14 protein-coding genes and 1 pseudogene are annotated in these 15,484 nt (G+C 70.0%); 6 read left to right on the top strand and 9 right to left on the bottom strand.

What is annotated here, in order from left to right; all coding sequences use genetic code 11:
• The first annotated feature begins 45 nt into the window (after positions 1-45).
• Positions 46-1,251, top strand: a complete 1,206-nt coding sequence (locus tag ACY0PA_RS03840; protein WP_473083332.1) for a cytochrome P450 — start codon at positions 46-48, stop codon at positions 1,249-1,251.
• A 441-nt stretch (positions 1,252-1,692) separates the two neighbouring features.
• Entirely contained in the window at positions 1,693-2,745 is a 1,053-nt protein-coding gene (locus tag ACY0PA_RS03835) for a type III polyketide synthase (protein WP_473083331.1), read from the top strand.
• A gap of 540 nt (positions 2,746-3,285) precedes the next feature.
• Here ACY0PA_RS03835 and ACY0PA_RS03830 read toward each other — a convergent pair.
• Positions 3,286-4,653, bottom strand: a complete 1,368-nt coding sequence (locus ACY0PA_RS03830) for an NAD(P)/FAD-dependent oxidoreductase (protein ID WP_473083330.1) — start codon at positions 4,651-4,653, stop codon at positions 3,286-3,288.
• Positions 4,643-4,852 carry a ferredoxin gene (locus ACY0PA_RS03825; protein ID WP_473083329.1) on the bottom strand — a complete coding sequence of 70 codons (210 nt, stop codon included), beginning with the start codon at positions 4,850-4,852 and terminating at the stop codon, positions 4,643-4,645. Before ACY0PA_RS03825 ends, ACY0PA_RS03830 begins: the two co-directional genes overlap by 11 nt.
• Positions 4,853-5,619: 767 nt before the next feature.
• Here ACY0PA_RS03825 and ACY0PA_RS03820 point away from each other — a divergent pair.
• Both ACY0PA_RS03820 and ACY0PA_RS03815 read left to right on the top strand, forming a co-directional pair.
• Complete coding sequence (locus tag ACY0PA_RS03820) at positions 5,620-6,111, top strand: DUF2975 domain-containing protein (RefSeq protein WP_473083328.1); 492 nt, start codon at positions 5,620-5,622, stop codon at positions 6,109-6,111.
• Positions 6,111-6,332, top strand: a complete 222-nt coding sequence (locus ACY0PA_RS03815; protein WP_473083327.1) for a helix-turn-helix domain-containing protein — start codon at positions 6,111-6,113, stop codon at positions 6,330-6,332. The genes ACY0PA_RS03820 and ACY0PA_RS03815 overlap by 1 nt, the downstream gene beginning before the upstream one ends.
• Positions 6,333-6,759: 427 nt before the next feature.
• On the opposite strand, the gene ACY0PA_RS03810 is transcribed toward ACY0PA_RS03815, so the two are convergent.
• Genes ACY0PA_RS03810 through ltnD form a run of 7 tightly spaced genes read right to left on the bottom strand, consistent with a single transcriptional unit; the run spans position 6,760 to position 13,681 of the window.
• On the bottom strand, positions 6,760-7,521 hold the full coding sequence (locus tag ACY0PA_RS03810) for a FadR/GntR family transcriptional regulator (protein WP_473083326.1): 762 nt from the start codon (positions 7,519-7,521) through the stop codon (positions 6,760-6,762).
• A gap of 5 nt (positions 7,522-7,526) precedes the next feature.
• On the bottom strand, positions 7,527-8,561 hold the full coding sequence (gene denD, locus ACY0PA_RS03805) for a D-erythronate dehydrogenase (protein WP_473083325.1): 1,035 nt from the start codon (positions 8,559-8,561) through the stop codon (positions 7,527-7,529).
• Positions 8,558-9,352 (bottom strand): 2-oxo-tetronate isomerase, encoded by a 795-nt coding sequence (otnI, locus tag ACY0PA_RS03800; RefSeq protein WP_473083324.1) that lies wholly within the window; start codon positions 9,350-9,352, stop codon positions 8,558-8,560. The genes denD and otnI overlap by 4 nt, the downstream gene beginning before the upstream one ends.
• A 31-nt stretch (positions 9,353-9,383) precedes the next feature.
• Positions 9,384-10,691 (bottom strand): MFS transporter, encoded by a 1,308-nt coding sequence (locus ACY0PA_RS03795; protein ID WP_473083323.1) that lies wholly within the window; start codon positions 10,689-10,691, stop codon positions 9,384-9,386.
• A 59-nt stretch (positions 10,692-10,750) separates the two neighbouring features.
• A complete protein-coding gene (locus ACY0PA_RS03790) occupies positions 10,751-11,434 on the bottom strand; it encodes a class II aldolase/adducin family protein (RefSeq protein ID WP_473083322.1) in 684 nt (227 codons plus the stop codon).
• Positions 11,431-12,723, bottom strand: coding sequence for a 3-oxo-tetronate kinase (gene otnK / locus ACY0PA_RS03785; protein WP_473083321.1), 1,293 nt, complete (start codon positions 12,721-12,723; stop codon positions 11,431-11,433). The genes ACY0PA_RS03790 and otnK overlap by 4 nt, the downstream gene beginning before the upstream one ends.
• Before the next feature lies 1 nt (position 12,724).
• Positions 12,725-13,681, bottom strand: coding sequence for an L-threonate dehydrogenase (gene ltnD / locus ACY0PA_RS03780; protein WP_473083320.1), 957 nt, complete (start codon positions 13,679-13,681; stop codon positions 12,725-12,727).
• A 279-nt stretch (positions 13,682-13,960) separates the two neighbouring features.
• Here ltnD and ACY0PA_RS03775 point away from each other — a divergent pair, with 279 nt between their 5' ends.
• Together ACY0PA_RS03775 and ACY0PA_RS03770 are read left to right on the top strand one after the other, a co-directional pair.
• Positions 13,961-14,839: a universal stress protein gene (locus ACY0PA_RS03775; RefSeq protein ID WP_473083319.1), complete on the top strand. Its 879-nt coding sequence runs from the start codon at positions 13,961-13,963 to the stop codon at positions 14,837-14,839.
• A 149-nt stretch (positions 14,840-14,988) separates the two neighbouring features.
• Positions 14,989-15,338: pseudogene (locus ACY0PA_RS03770) on the top strand (LLM class flavin-dependent oxidoreductase); the annotation flags it as partial.
• Between the last annotated feature and the right edge of the window lie 146 nt (positions 15,339-15,484).

Here is a 15,484-nt window from a genome sequence, read left to right as displayed (position 1 = left end):
TCGGGTCCAGAGCAGCAGTAGATGCCAACTCACCTGGAGATCCGCATGACCCTCGGTTCCGACGCGCGGCATTGTCCATTCGACTTCGCCGAGGCCCTCGAGTTCGATCCGGTGCTCAGACAGCTCATGAACGAGGGACCTGTCTCCCGGATCCGGCTGCCCTTCGGCGAGGGCACGGCATGGCTCGTCACCGGTTACGACGACGTCCGGACGGTGACTACGGACCGGCGTTTCAGCCGTCATGCTGTCGCCGGCCGTGACTTCCCGCGCATGACACCCGAGCCGATCGTCCAGTCCGAGGCGATCAATCTCATGGACCCCCCAGCCGGCAGCCGCCTGCGCAGCCTTGTGTCGAAGGGCTTCGCCCCGGCTCACATCGAACGCATGAGGCTGCGCACTCAGAATGTCGTCGACGACCTGCTCGACCAGATGGCGGGACACGGTACACCCGCCGACATCATGGAGCACCTCGCCGGACCACTGCCTCTGATCACGATCTGTGAGGTTCTGGAGATCCCAGAGGGGGACCATGCACAGCTGCGCGCCCACGCCCGGACGATGATGGATGTCGGGGTCGGAAACCGCGACGCCGCGGTACGGGCGAAGGCCGAGTTGCGCGCCTACTTTGCGACACTGACCGCGCAGCGCCGCAAGAATCCCGGTGACGACCTCATCAGCGTGCTGGCGACGGCCCGCGACGGCGACGAGATCCTCAACGATGAGGAGTTGGCCGTCATGGCCATGGTCCTGCTGATCACAGGGCAGGATACGACGACGTACGAGATCGGCAACCTGACCTATCTGTTGCTCACCCGGCCCGATCTGCTCGCGACCGTTCGCGAGCGCCCCGAGTTGCTGCCTGGGGCGATCAACGAACTGCTGCGCTTCATCCCCTTCCGCAAGGGGGTCGGTATCCCCCGGGTGGCCATGGAAGACGTGGTCCTGAGCGGGATGGCAATTCAGGCGGGCGACATCGTGCACGTCTCCTACCTGACCGCAAACCGGGATGCACGTAAGTTCGACCACCCGGACGAGGTAGACCTGGAACGTTCCGGCCCGCCTCACATGACCTTCGGCTGGGGCGCTCATCACTGCCTGGGCGCACCGCTCGCCGCCGCGGAAATCGAAATCGCCCTCGGAACGCTCTTGGAGCGCTTCCCTCGCCTCGCGCTGGCGAAGCCCGCCGAAGAACTGCGATGGAACGCGACATCGATCTGGCGCTATCCACTCGCGTTGCCCGTCACCTGGTGACAGGCCGTGACAAGCCGTGACAGGCCCGCGGGACCGAGCGGGCACACCTCTCGCGCGTAACACTGCGCGCGCCGCTCGGCGCGACGGCGGGCATGAGCCGCACCAGGGGGCAGTGGCCCCACGCGGTCGTCCGCAGCCGACGAGGACGGCGGCTTCACCCTGCTCTCGCCGACTACGGAGAGCAGCGGTCCGACGTGCGGCGGTGATCCGTCTGGCGTACGTTGGTGTGCGCTGGCCAACTCCAGTGGCGGCGACTCCGTCGGGCTTTGCCGCCCGGCCGGGACGCATTTTGTGACGGTCCGGTCGACCGTGTTCCCCTCAGGTGTTCCACGTGCGCGCCGTCTTTGAGCGCCCAGGGCAGCAGGGGCTCCCTTCCAAGCGCTGAACCCCAGGACCGGTCCCGGCCGCGCCCGGGGCCACCAACTGCAAGGAGTCACTCCCATGGCAGTTCTGTGCAAGCCGGCAATCGCGATACCCGAACACGTCATCACCAATGAGGAAACCCTCGAACTCGCACGGAGGCTGCACCACGACCATCCGCAACTCGACCTGGCGCTGAGCCTGATCGAGAACACCGGGGTACAGAAGAGGCATCTGATCCAGCCCATCGACGTGGTCCTCAAGCATCCGGGACTGGATGTGCGCAGCACCATCTACGAAAGGGAGTCCAAGGCCCGCGTCCCGAAGGTGGTGCAGCGTGCACTGGACCAGGCTCAACTCGAGCCCCCGGACATCGACTTGATCATCTACGTGTCCTGCACCGGCTTCATGATGCCCTCGCTGACCGCGTGGCTCATCAACACCATGGGCTTCAGACCGCAGACACGACAGCTGCCCATCGCCCAACTCGGTTGCGCTGCAGGCGGAGCGGCCGTGAACCGGGCGCACGACTTCTGCACGGCATACCCCGACGCCAATGTCCTGATCGTGGCCTGTGAGTTCTGCTCACTGTGCTATCAGCCGGATGACATCGGTGTGGGATCGCTGCTCTCCAATGGCCTGTTCGGTGACGGCATCGCCGCCGTTGTCGTCCGGGGCAACGGCGGCACCGGAATGCGCCTGGAGCGCAATGGCTCGTACCTCATACCCCACACCGAGGACTGGATCTCCTACGCGGTCCGCTCGACCGGTTTCCACTTCCAGCTCGACAAGCGGGTACCGAAGACGATGGAGCCCCTCAGCCCCGCGTTGCGCGCGCTGGCGGAAGAGCACCAATGGAACGTCGGCAAACTGGACTTCTACATCGTCCACGCCGGCGGGCCACGCATCCTGGACGACCTGAGCCGCTGCCTCGACATACCGTCCGAAGCGTTCCGCTTCAGTCGGGCCACACTCACCGAGTACGGAAACATCGCCAGCGCAGTCGTCCTCGACGCCCTCGACCGCATGTTTGACGAGCAGTCGGCACTCGAGGGCCACCAAGGCCTGATAGCCGGTTTCGGTCCCGGCATCACCGCCGAGATCGCCCTGGGCACCTGGGCAACGGACAGTTAGGGCTGGCTTTGCTGCCTGACCCCTCAGCCAGCCGAGGGGCACACGCGGGGCGGGCGCTGGACCCGTCGGGCACCTGGTCGGCCGCCTGCCGACAGGGTGCACCAACGACGGCCGTCCCTCGACACCGAGTTTCTGTGTGCCCTGGTCGGCCGTCGTACTGGGTGGTGGGGACCGCCCCGTACGGGCCCGGGAGGCGTGCGATCTTGGAGGCCGACATCCTGCATCGCGTCCAGCGTCCAGCGCCCAGCGCCGGGCACAGGGCGGCGCCGCGGCCTTGTTCGGCGGCGGCGCCGCAGCCTCGTTCGGCGGGTGTCGCCACCGCATATGACGGACCCTCACCGTGTGGGAGCGAGCGAGCCGGGGTCAGAGCCGGGGTCTGATGCTGTGTCGCACGCTGTTCGGTCGTAAGACCACCGCGCGCTCGTTCCCCGTGTTGAGAGTTTCCACCGGTGTGCGCTGCGGCTCGCGACGAGCAGGGCAACCGGCCGACGGAGCAGATGGCGGCGACCTGGTGGTACGTGCCGTGGGACGGGCAGCGGGTCAGCGCATGGGCTGCACCACGGTCAGCCGGCGGTCGGGCAGGTATCCGGTGAGCGCCACGGTGGGGCCGTGGGAGAGTGCGGAAGGATCCGGCACATCGGACGGGATCGGTACGTCGGCCGCGATCGCGCGGTCCGCCGCGCCGGGCGGGGGCGGGAACGGCGCGGCCGTCTCGATCAGGTGCCGGTAGTAGTCCAGTGACTTGGCCATGTCGACGGTGACCGCGGCCGTGACCCGCCCCTGGTAGCCGTAGACCATTGCCAGGCGGCGCGCCTCCAGAGAGCCCTGGGCGATGACCACGTGGTCGGAGTAGGTGGGCACGCCCACCGATTTGATGTTGAGCCCGAACTGGGTCGACCAGAACGTAGGGATGGCCAGGTGCGGGCGCCGCAACGGCCCCGGATTGACCATGTTGTGTGCCGCCACCTCGGCCTGCTCGACCGCGTTGCCCCAGTGCTCCAGGGAGAGCATCTGGTAGCCGAACAGCGGGTGCGGGAAGCGGGAGACGTCACCGGCCGCGAAGACGTCGTCGGTGACGATCCCGTACATGTCGAAGGCGCGGCAGCCGGCGTCGCAGGCGATCCCGCGCGGGCCCGCCGCCAGCCCGGAGTCCGCCAGCCACTCGACGTTGCGGATCGCGCCCAGCGCCACGACGCAGACGTCGGCGTCGACGCGGCTGCCGTCGGACAGGTCGGCGCCGGTGAAGCTGCCGTTCCCGTGCAGGGCGGTGACCGTCACCCCGGTGCGCAGGTCGACGCCGTGGTTGCGTTGCATGGCGGCCGCGAGTTTCGCGAGGGTGCCGCCGAGCGCGCCCACCAGGGGCGCGGGTCCGCGTTCGGCGACCGTGACCTCCAGCCCCAGTTCCCGGCAGGCGGAGGCGATCTCCGAGCCGGTGAAGCCGCCGCCGATCACCAGCACCCGCTCCGGCCCGGCGGCCAGCCGCTCGGCGAGCCCTGCGCCGTCCTCGCGGGTGCGCAGGGTGAATACCCCGTCCAGGGCGCCTTCCTCCTGGTTGGGCCAGGGCCGCGCGCGGGTCCCGGTGGCGATCAGCAGCCGGTCGTACGGCAGCGACTCGCCGTCCTCCAGCAGCACTTGTTTCGCGAGTGGGTCCACGCCGGTGGCGCGCACGCCCAGCCGCCACTCGGCGTCTGGGTCCCGGCGCATCGGCAGTCCGGTGGTGTCTGCCGTCGCCTGCCCGAGCAGCACCTGCTTGGACAGGGGTGGCCGGTCATAGGGCGGGTGGGGCTCGTCCCCGACCACGGTCAGCGAGCCGGTGAAACCCTCCTCGCGCAGCGCCTCCGCGGCCCTGAGCCCGGCCAGCGAGGCTCCGACGATGACGATGCGGCCGTCCTTGAGGTCATCGGGCACCGCCGCTCACCTCTTCCCCGAGGAGGATCGCCTGCACCGGGCACGCCGCCGCGGCCTGGCGCACGCGCTCGACCTGGTCGTCGGGGACGGCCGTGGCGTACAGCAGCCCCTCCTCGCCGTGCAGCTCGAATACCTCCGGCGCGAGGAAGACGCACTGTGCGTAGCCCTGGCAGCGTGCGAGGTCCACAACGGTCTGCATCCCCACCACTCCCTCGGTCGTCTCACCCCTCCTTCCAGCATGGGGCCGGACCTGAGGGCCCGCACGCCAGCCTCCCCGGGGGCGGATATCGGCCGGTGGAGGCATGCTCGCCGTGATCCGTGAGGCGGGGAACGCCGCTGAGGCGGAATGCCTCTCCGGGGCGCTGCTGCCGGTTCACGAACCCGACGGCGAAGTCTTCGGAATCACCGGCCGGCGGATCAGGCAGCGCGGCGAGAACGACATCGACCTGCGCCGGCAGGGACAGTCCACCTCGATCTGGCTCACCGGAGCCCCGCCGGTGTGTGGCGGCACATCGAGAACCAACGACTGGCCGACATCACCTACCGTGCTTGCATGCCAGCTTGTTGCCCCCGCACCGCATGGACCGACGCCGAAATTCGCTGCCACCACGAATACTTCACCGACGAGTGGGCCCGCCGATGCGACTGCGCGTCCTTCGATCTACGGTCCGTGGCATTCGCCGTCGCTCACCGCCGGCAGGAGCGCGGCAGCGGGGAGAGCGCGGTGCGGTCGTTGAGGCGTGAGCTCCGGGCAGCCCTCAGGGTTTCGGCGTCGGGTGGCGACCGATTTGTGCTTCCGCGAGGCGGCCTTCGACAAGATCAAGACGGTTCACGCAACCGCCATGCCATAGGAGGGCGGCGGCGTCCTCGCCACGGTGCGAAGCGCCGCCCGCCCGCAGTCCCGGCCCTTGCTTCATCTATCGAAAGTCGATAGATTCTCATCGTAACTCGATGGAAGGATGGGTCGTGGGAAAGCTGACAGTGCGTGCGCTGCGCGCCGTGCTCGTGGTGGTGATGGCCGGCACCGTGTTCGTACAGGCAGGGATGGTGTGGGTACTGGTCAGCGGGAGTGACCCGGAGGACGGTTCGCTCCCGCTGACCGCGCTGCGTGTGATCACGATCCTGGGCATGGTGGCGGCCCAAGTGGCCCTGGTCTGCGTATGGCGGCTGGTGACGATGGTGCGACGCGGAACCGTGTTCTCCCACGCCGCCTTCCGGTACGTGGACGGTGTGATCGGCGCGATCGTGGCGGCTGCCCTCCTGTGGTTCGCGGTCACGGCCGTCAATGCGCCGGGCCAGCGGGATGACCCGGGCGTCACGGTCATCATGGGCGGTATTGGCCTGGCCATCCTGGGGGTCGCACTCATCGTGCTCGTGCTGCGGATGCTGCTCGCCCAGGCCGTCGCGCGCGACGGCGAAGCGGCGCAGATGCAGGCCGAGTTGGACGAGGTGATCTGATGGCGATCGTCGTCGACATCGACGTGATGCTGGCCAGGCGGAAGATGTCCGTGGGCGAGCTCGCGGAGCGCGTAGGGATCACGCCCGCCAACCTGGCAGTACTCAAGAACGGCCGCGCCAAGGCGGTGCGCTTCGCGACGCTCGCCGCGCTGTGCGAGGTGCTCAAGTGCCAACCGGGGGACCTGCTGCGCTGGGAGGCCGAGGACGCCGCGGGCGGATGACGTGCCCCGGGGCGGACGTGAATACGCCTGGCACCGCCGGCCCGTGACACGGCAGGTGGGCCGCATGGCAAGTGGACCGCATGGCACCTGGACCGCATGGCACCTGGACCGCATGGACATGGATCGCCGATCACCCGCAGCACCGTCCCGACCCCGTTGGGTAGATACCGGTTGACCTGTACCGCACCGTCCTGGCCGACCCCGCCCACCTCGGTGGCAAGCCAGGCACCTGGTATCAGCGCGACCTGGTGCTCCAGCCGTACAGCACGTACTTGCTGGGGGACCGACCGCACCAAGGCGGCGGCCACCGCTGATCATCGGTATGTGAAGACCAACGATCTTGCGATGGCCGCTGGTCACAACGTAGACCCTGCCTGGTGGCAGGAGGCGTTCGAGGGGCGACGTCAATGGGCCGGCCCCAAGGGAATTACGGAGCCGCGTCGAGCTCCACGTCCAGGTCCTGCGCCGTGTTCCAGAACTCGGGGCCCGCCTTCTGGAGCCGGGCCGCCGCGTGTTTGAGGTGGCGGCGGGCGGCCGTGCGGGCCGCTTTGGCGTTGCCCTGCTCGATGGCGGACAGGATGGCGTGGTGCTCCTCGCGGACCGCGTCGAAGAAGTCGTCCCGGCGGGCCTCGTTGGCGCGGGTGACGCGGATGCCGCTGCGGGAGACCTCGCCGAGGTAGCGGACGGTGGAGACCAGGACCGCGTTGCCGGTCGACTCCGCGATGGAGCGGTGGAAGGCCAGGTCCTCGTCGGCACCGTCGCCGCCGGCCGCGACCGCCGCGTCGATCGCATCGAGGGCCTTGCGCATCCGGGCGTGGTCGGCGGCGGTGGCGCGGGTGGCGGCGAGCTCGGCCGCCTCGCCCTCCATGGCGCGGCGGACCTCGACGATCTGCAGCACCTTGGCCTTGGTGTCGGTGGTGCTGGTGGTGTCGGCTTCGAGGTCGAGTGGCCGGGTGCGCCGGGGCAGGACGAAGACGCCCCGCCCCTGGCGCGGTTCGACCAGGCCCGCGTTGGCCAGCCGGGACACGGCCTCGCGGATCACGGTGCGGCTGACGCCGAGCTGCTTGACCAGCTCCACCTCGGTCGGCAGTTTGTCGCCCGTGGTCAGCCGCCCGGACTCGATCTCGTCCGCGAGCATCGCGGCGACACGGTCCGCGAGCCGGACGGGCCCGTCCACCTTGGTAAACATGGACCTCAGTCTATCGGCGTGGGTTTGGCCGCCGCGGCGGCGACGGCCTGCGCGTGGTCGGCGACGTACTGGTGGACCACCGCCGCGAAGTCCGCGTCGGGCTCAAGGCCGAGCCAGGCCGCGCGGGTGTTGTCGAAGGCGGCCGGCCAGGAGCCGACGATGGCCTCGACGGCCGGGTCCGGCGCGACCTTCACCAGGTCGGCGACGGCGTTCCCGGCGACCTGACGCAGCGTGTCGAGGATCTCGGCGACCGTGACCGTGAGGGCCGGGAGGTTGACCGGGAGGCCGCCGGACAGCTGCCCGGGGCCCTCGCCGCGCTCGGCCTGGGCCACGCGCAGAATGCCCTCGACCGTGCGGCGCGGGGAGGCGAGGGCGACCCGCAGTTCCGGGCTGACCGGGCAGGTCGCCTCGAGGCCGGCCAGCGGCTCGCGGACGATGCCGGACAGGAAACCGGAGGCTGCTGCGTTCGGCTTGCCGGGGCGCACCGAGACCGTCATCAGGCGGGTGACGCGGCCGTCGAGGAAGCCGCGGCGGGTGTACTCGGCTATCAGCTGCTCGCAGATCCGCTTCTGGACGCCGTAGCTGGACTGCGGCGTGGGCAGCGTCGTCTCGCTGACGACCTGCGGCAGCGCCAGCGCGGCGTCCGGGCCGTAGACGGCGACGCTGCTCGCGAAGACCAGCCGTACCTTCAAAAGACCCGCGGCCGACTGGGCGCGCGCCGCCTCAAGGAGGGCGCGAGTCGTATCCAGGTTGGCGCCCATGCCGAGGTCGAAGTCGGCCTCGCACTCGGCGGAGACCGCGGCAGCGAGGTGGATGACCACGTCCACGGGCTGCGCGAACAGGTCGCCGAGGCGCTCGGTCAGGTCGCCCTGGACCACGTCCACGAGCGGGTCGGCGGCCAGCGGCGACTCCTGCGGTACGAAGAGGTCGGCGAGGACGAGGCGGGTGATGGGGGCGCCCTCGAACGTGCCCTGCTCCAGCAGGGCCTCGGCCACCTGGCGGCCCAGGAAGCCGAAGCCACCCGTGATGACGATCCTCATGCGGTGTCTCCTTGGAACTTGTGTCGCCAGCCGAGACCCTCGCTCGTGCCGGCCTTGGGGAAGTACTCGCAGCCGATCCAGCCGCCGAACCCCAACTCGTCGACGACGGACATGAGATGACGGAGGTTCAGTTCTCCGGCATCGGGCTCGTGACGGTCGGGCACACCCGCGATCTGAAGGTGGGCGACGCGGCCGGTGGGCAGGTCGCGGCGGAGCGTGGCGGTGAGGTCGCCCTCGACGATCTGGCAGTGGTACAGGTCGAGTTGGACCTTCAGGTTGAGGGCTCCCACCTCCTGGACGACGGCGTGGGCGTCGGCCTGCCGGCTGAGGAAGTAGCCCGGCATGTCGCGGCCGTTGATCGGCTCGATCAGGATGTCGACGCCCGCCGCCGCGGCCTGCTCGGCGGCGTACGCGAGGTTCGACAGGTACGTCGCGCGGTACGGCGCCGGGTCGGCGCCCTGCGGGACCAGGCCCGCCATCATGTGCACGCGCGGGCAGTCGAGCGCGGCGGCGTACTCCAGCGCCTGCTCGACGCCGTCGCGCACCTCCACCTCGCGCCCGGGCAGCGCCGCGATCCCGCGCTCACCCGCGTCCCAGTCCCCGGGCGGCGCGTTGAACAGCACCTGCCGCAGGCCGTGCACGTCGAGGCGGCGCCGCAGCTCGGTCGCCTCGTACGCGTACGGGAAGAGGTACTCGACGGCCTCGAAGCCGTCCGCCGCTGCCGCGGCGAAGCGGTCGGGGAAGTCGTGCTCGGGATACAGGGTGGACAGGTTCGCGGCGAACCTCGGCATGGTGTCTCCGTAAGGTGTGAGGCAGGCTCGGTCAGCGGTTGACGACGCTCTTCTTGGTGGCGAGGACGGCCGCGGCGCCGATGACCAGGCCCAGCGCCAGGACGTACATCGGGATCGCCGTCGAGTCGGTGGTGTCCTTGAGCGAGCCGATCATGTACGGGCTGACGAAGCCGGCCAGGTTGCCCACCGAGTTGATGACGGCGAGCCCGGCGGCGGCCGCGGTGCCGCTGAGGAAGGCGGTCGGCAGCGACCAGAACAGCGGCGCGCAGGTCAGTACGCCCGCGGCGGCGATCGACAGCGCGACCAGAGACAGGGCGGTCGACCCGGTCCAGCTCGCGGCCAGCGAGAAGCCGACGGCGCCCATCAGGCTCGGGATGACCAGGTGCCAGCGGCGCTCGCGCCGCTTGTCGGCGGAGCGGCCGAAGAGGTTCATCGCGACGAGCGCGGCCAGGTACGGCACGGCGCTCAGCGCGCCGATCGCGAAGCCGCCCTCGATGCCGGTGGACTCGACGAAGGTCGGCATCCAGAACGTGAGCGCGTACTGGCCCATCACGAAGAAGAAGTAGATGAGGCACATCAGCCACACCTTGGGGTCGCGGAACGCGTCCCACGTCTTGCCGTGCTCGCCGTGGTGCTTGGTGTCCTCGGCGAGCACGCGCTCGATCACGGTCTTCTCGTCGTCGCTCAGCCACTTCGCGTCGCGCACACTGTTGTCCAGGTAGAACAGAGTCATCACGCCGATGGCGATGGCGGGCAGCGCCTCGATGAGGAACAGCCACTGCCAGCCGTTCCAGCCGCCGGTGCCCTGGAAGACGTCCATGATCCAGCCCGAGAGCGGGTTGCCGAAGATGCCCGCCACGGGGATGGCCGACATGAACAGCGCGATCACCCGGGCCCGCCGCGCGGACGGGAACCAGTACGTGCAGTAGAGGATCACGCCCGGGTAGAACCCGGCCTCGGCGGCGCCGAGCAGGAACCGGAGCACGTAGAACGTCGCCTCGTTGTTGACGAAGACGAACAGCGCCGAGACCACGCCCCAGCTGATCATGATCCGGGCGATCCAGGTGCGGGCACCGACCTTTTGCAGCATCAGGTTCGAGGGGACTTCGAACAGGAAGTAGCCGATGAAGAACAGGCCGGCGCCGAGGCCGTACGCCGCCTCGCTGAAGCCGAGGTCCTCGGACATCTGCAGCTTGGCGAAACCGACGTTGACCCGGTCCAGGTACGAGACGACGTAGCAGAGAATCAGGAAGGGGACGATGCGCCGGATGACCTTGCGGAACACGGCGTTCTCGCGGGTCAGTTCGGGGCTTTCGGCCATGGGGACGGTCGTAGGCATGAGGGGCACTTCCTTGTGCGGCTCAGGGGTATTCGAGCGGATGGGACGGGAGCGGGGTTCTACCAGGAGGCGCCGAAGGCGGTCCTCAGTTCGGCGATGGCGTCGTCGGGGAGCGGCTCCGGCCTGCGGCCGGTCGTCAGCCAGAGGCGTGCGGTCTCCTCCAGCTCCTCCAGTACGGCCAGGGCGGACGCGGCGTCCGGGCCCCAGACGACGGGGCCGAGCCGGTCGAGGAGCACGGCCCGGATCGGAGTGCCGTTCGCCGCACGGGAGTTGATGCGGTCCGTGACCAGGTCGGCGACGCGCGGGTCGCCGGGACGGTGGTAGGGGACCAGCGGGACGTGGCCCACCTTCATCACGTAGTACGGGGTGAGGGGCGGGAGCACGTCGTCCTGCTGCCACACGCCGGCCAGCGTCAGCGCGACCAGGTGCGTGGAGTGGGTGTGGATGACGAAGCGGGCCGTGGGGTCGGCCGCGTAGATGCGCCGGTGCAGCGTGAGCGTCTTGCTGGCGCGGTCGCCCGCGATCTGCTCGCCGGCAGCGTCGACCTGCGCGAGCCGGTCGGCGTCGAGGAAGCCGAGGGCCGCATCGGTCGGCGTGATCAGGTGGCCGTGGCCGTCGTCGAGCTTCGCGCTGATGTTGCCGGCGCCGGCGTGGACGTAGCCGCGGCCGAACAGGCTGGTGCCGACGCGGACGATCTCGGCGCGAGCCGCCTTGAGGTCCTGTGTCTTGAGGCCATGAGTCACTTGGACTCCTCGTTCAGAAGGGCGAAGGCCGCGGTGAAGAAGTCCGGGCCGCCGAAGTTGCCCGACTTGAGCGTGATGTGGAGGGTGTCGCCGCCGGGCAGCGGCGCCGCGCACCACGGCACACCCGGGTCGATCTGCCCGCCGATGCGCAGGCTCGTGAGGCCGAGCGCCTGCACGACGGCGCCGGAGGTCTCGCCGCCCGCGACCACGAGTTGCCGTACGCCGCGCCGGATGAGTCCCTGGGCGACGCGGGCGAGCGTTTGCTCGACCAGCTCACCCGCCTCGGCGGCGCCGAGCTGACCCTGGACGGAGCGGACCGCGTCCGGCGACTCGGTCGAGTAGACGAGCACGGGCCCGTCGGCGAGGTGCTTGTCGGCGAAGGTGAGCGCCTCGGCGGCGACGTCCTCGCCGGCGGCGATCCGAAGAGGGTCGACGCTGAACGCGGGGCGGCCGGTGCGGAGGAACTCCCGTACCTGGCCGTTCGTGGCGGCGGACACCGAACCGGCGACGACGGCCTGCCGGCCGGATGCAGGCGGCAGCTGGGCGGCGGCCGGGGACGGTTCGAACCCCCAGTTCGCGGGCAGCCCGGTCGCCAGGCCTGAACCGGCGGTCACCAGCGGCAGCTCCTTGACCGCCGCACCGAGCCGTAGGAGATCGTCGTTGGACACGGCGTCGACGATCGCGGCGCCGACCCCATCCGCCCGCAGTCGCGTGATCCGGGCCCGGACCGCGTCAGCGCCTTCCGCCACCACCTTGTGGTCGATGAGGCCGACCGGCCGTGTCGTCTGCGCGCCGAGCACGGACACCAGGTTGGAGTCGGTCATCGGCGTGAGCGGGTGGTGGCGCATGGCGGACTCGCCGAGCAGAACGTCGCCGACGAAGAGGTGGCCCTTGAAGACGGTGCGCCCGTTGTCGGGGAACGCGGGCGTCGCGACGGTGAAGTCGGTGCCGAGGGCGTCCATCAGGGCCTCGGTGACCTGGCCGATGTTGCCGGCCGGCGTCGAGTCGAAGGTGGAGCAGTACTTGAAGTAGATCTGCTCGGCGCCCGCGGCGCGCAGCCACGCCAGGGCGCGAAGGGACGCCTCGACGGCCTCGGCCGCCGGGACCGTACGCGACTTGAGGGCGATGACCACCGCGTCCGCGTCGACCGTGGGATCGGTCGCGGGGTCAGTGCCTTCGGCCGGTACGTCGATCAACTGGAGTACGCGCATACCCGCGCGCACCAGGTTGTTGGCCAGGTCGGTGGCGCCGGTGAAGTCGTCGGCGATGCACCCGAGGCGGACGCTCACGTCAGTCCTCCTTCTTGGGCTGGTCGGTCGGCTGGGGCTGGTGCGCGGGCTGCGGCAGGTCGATGCCGGGGAAGATCTTGATGACCGCGCTGTCGTCCTCAGTACCGAGCCCGGAGGCGGACGCCTGCAGGAACATCTGGTGAGCGGTGGCGGACAGCGGGAGTGGGAACTTCTGCGGCCGGGCAGAATCCAGTACGAGCCCCAGGTCCTTGACGAAGATGTCGACGGCGGACAGCGGCGCGTAGTCGCCCGCCAGCACATGTGCCATACGGTTTTCGAACATCCAGGAGTTGCCGGCGCTGTGCGTGATGACCTCGTAGAGCGCCTGGGCCGGAACGCCGGCCTTGATCCCCAGAGCCATCGCCTCGGCCGCCGCGGCGATGTGCACGCCCGCGAGCAGCTGATTCACGATCTTGACCTTCGAGCCGAGACCGGCCTGGTCGCCGAGACGGTACACGGTGGCGCTCATGGCTTCGAGTGCCGGGTCGGCGACGGCGTACGCCGCGACGGAACCCGACGTCATCATCGTCAGCTCGCCGGCGGCCGCGCGGACGGCCCCGCCGGAGATGGGCGCGTCCAGGTAGTGCACGCCCAACTCGCCCAGGCGCCGCTCCAGTTCGGCCGACCAGCCCGGGTCGACCGTGGAGCACATCACGTAGACGGATCCGGGGCGCAGCCGCTCGGCCGCCGCTCCGTCGCCGAAGAGGACCGACTCGACCTGCGCCGCGTTGACCACGACGCCGATCAGGACGTCCACCTCGGCCGCCAGCTCGGCGGGCGAGGCGAACGCCGTTCCGCCGTCCCGGGCGAACTCGGCGGCCACCTCCGGCCGCAGGTCGTGGACCCCCACGTGGTACCCGGCGGTGCGCAGGCTGCGGGCCATGCCCAGGCCCATGGCCCCGAGCCCCACCACGCCCACGCGCGGCCGCTGCTGGTCGTTCATGTCCGCCCTCGTCATCGTTGACTCGTCGACTCATACGTGTCGTTGGTGCTGCTCCGGTCGCAAGCAGCGATCGGGTCATATGATGACCTGCGGACATCGTGGAGTACAGAGTGATGCCGGTCACACTCAAAGCGCCGCCCCTGCCGGTATGCAGGTCGGCACCGGCAGGGGCGGCGTGGGCGATGGACGGTGCGGCCGCCGCAGGCGGGCCGTGCCGTCAGCGCGTCCTGTGGCAGGGACGCGTCGGCGGGGTCAGGCTGGGAGCAAGGGGCCGAGTCGAACATGGGAGGCGCCGTGGGCAACCTGGTCGTCGTGGGGGTGGATGGTTCGCCGTCCGGCCTCGCCGCGGTGGAGGTGGCGGCTCGAGAAGCGCGATGGCGGCGTGCCGGGCTTCGAGTCGTGTATGCCCTCTGGCCAGTGATCACGCCCGGGCCCGTGCCGATGGCCGCGGCGCCCTTCGGCCCACCCGACGGAGTGTTGCCGGACGAGGCCGAGAGCGTGCTGACCGCGGCGCTGCATCGTGCCGCCAGCGTGGCACCTCAGGTGGAGATCACCCATGACGTGGTGGCCGGCGAGGCGCTGACGGTGCTGGAGGCTCAGTCGCGTGACGCGGAACTGGTGGTCGTCGGATCCCGGGGGAGGGGAGGCTTCGTCGGGATGCTGCTGGGATCGACGGCGGTTTACCTGACCGCCCATGGCCACTGTCCGGTGATGGTGGTGCGCGGGGAACCGGACGTCGCCGGGCCGATCGTGCTGGGCGTCGACGGGTCGCGGGCCGGCGAGGAAGCGGTCGATTTCGCGTTCGCCGAGGCCGCGCTGAGGGGTGCTGAAATCGTCGCCCTGCACGCATGGACGCCGGACAATGTGCCCCTGCCGCTGGCTCCGCCGCAGTTGGCGGACGTGCCCCAGGCGGGCGCAGTCGCCGAGAGTGAGGAACGTCTGTTGGCCCAGGCGCTCGCGGGTCGTCAGGAGAGGTATCCGCAGGTCCCGGTCAAGCACGAACTGGTGCTCGGCGTTACTCACGAGGCGTTGATCGAGGCGAGCAGGACCGCCCAGCTCGTGGTCGTCGGGGCCAGGGGGCGGGGTGGCTTCACCGGGTTGCTTCTGGGATCGGTCAGCCAGGCACTGCTGCAACAGGCTCACTGCCCTGTCGCCGTCGTCCGCGGCAAGTAGTGACGCGCTTTCCCTGAATCGGCCCATCGCCACGGGCCTGCGCCGCGGAGGCGGGCTGCGTAGGGAGCGGATGACGAGCGTGGGGGCACGGATCGAGGCGTGCGGGTCGGCGACGGCGCGAGTCTCGCCCTGGCCGAGGCATCCCTCGAGCACAGGCCGCCACCGGCGGGCGCTGGATCCTGGGGCTCGCGCTCGGCACGAAACTGTTCACCGAGGGCGCCTTCGCCTGCCCTTCGAGCGCCCCGTCGCGCGGCTGCGTGAATTCCTCACCGTGCTGGGGCAGTTGCTGGAGGCCGACCACGCCGACCGCGAAGGGCGAGCTGATCACCACGCGGTCCCCGAACCCCGCCTGGCCGTCGTCGGCGATGAGAAGGACCTCACCGAGACGGTGCGCCGCTACCACGACGCGGGCGCCACGGACGTCGTCGTCTCCGTCTCCGAACTCGACGGTGACGACGCCCGTTTGCGCACCTGGGAGGTGCTGGGCGAACAGGCCTGAGAAGCGCCTGCACGACCACGCCATCCGGTCACTATCCTGTGCGGAGGACTTCGGGCAGTTCCACGGGCGTCGAAGCGCTTCGACAGACTTGTGGACAGGTGACCGCCGATCTCCATAGGGTCGACAGGTCGAACGGTCACAGGCAA

It is taken from the genome of Streptomyces sp. DS1-CR2 (assembly GCF_055760475.1).
The sequence above is the reverse complement of the archived record's forward strand: the minus strand, read 5'-3'. Positions and strand labels throughout refer to the sequence as shown.

Excerpts from the sequence above, each read along its gene's own strand:
- ACY0PA_RS03840 (WP_473083332.1), top strand. The coding sequence starts at position 46 with ATGACCCTCGGTTCCGACGCGCGGCATTGTCCATTCGACTTCGCCGAG.
- ACY0PA_RS03835 (WP_473083331.1), top strand. The coding sequence starts at position 1,693 with ATGGCAGTTCTGTGCAAGCCGGCAATCGCGATACCCGAACACGTCATC.
- ACY0PA_RS03825 (WP_473083329.1), bottom strand. The coding sequence starts at position 4,852 with ATGCAGACCGTTGTGGACCTCGCACGCTGCCAGGGCTACGCACAGTGC.
- ACY0PA_RS03815 (WP_473083327.1), top strand. The coding sequence starts at position 6,111 with ATGGCGATCGTCGTCGACATCGACGTGATGCTGGCCAGGCGGAAGATG.
- ACY0PA_RS03810 (WP_473083326.1), bottom strand. The coding sequence starts at position 7,521 with ATGTTTACCAAGGTGGACGGGCCCGTCCGGCTCGCGGACCGTGTCGCC.
- denD (WP_473083325.1), bottom strand. The coding sequence starts at position 8,561 with ATGAGGATCGTCATCACGGGTGGCTTCGGCTTCCTGGGCCGCCAGGTG.
- otnI (WP_473083324.1), bottom strand. The coding sequence starts at position 9,352 with ATGCCGAGGTTCGCCGCGAACCTGTCCACCCTGTATCCCGAGCACGAC.
- ACY0PA_RS03795 (WP_473083323.1), bottom strand. The coding sequence starts at position 10,691 with ATGCCTACGACCGTCCCCATGGCCGAAAGCCCCGAACTGACCCGCGAG.
- ltnD (WP_473083320.1), bottom strand. The coding sequence starts at position 13,681 with ATGACGAGGGCGGACATGAACGACCAGCAGCGGCCGCGCGTGGGCGTG.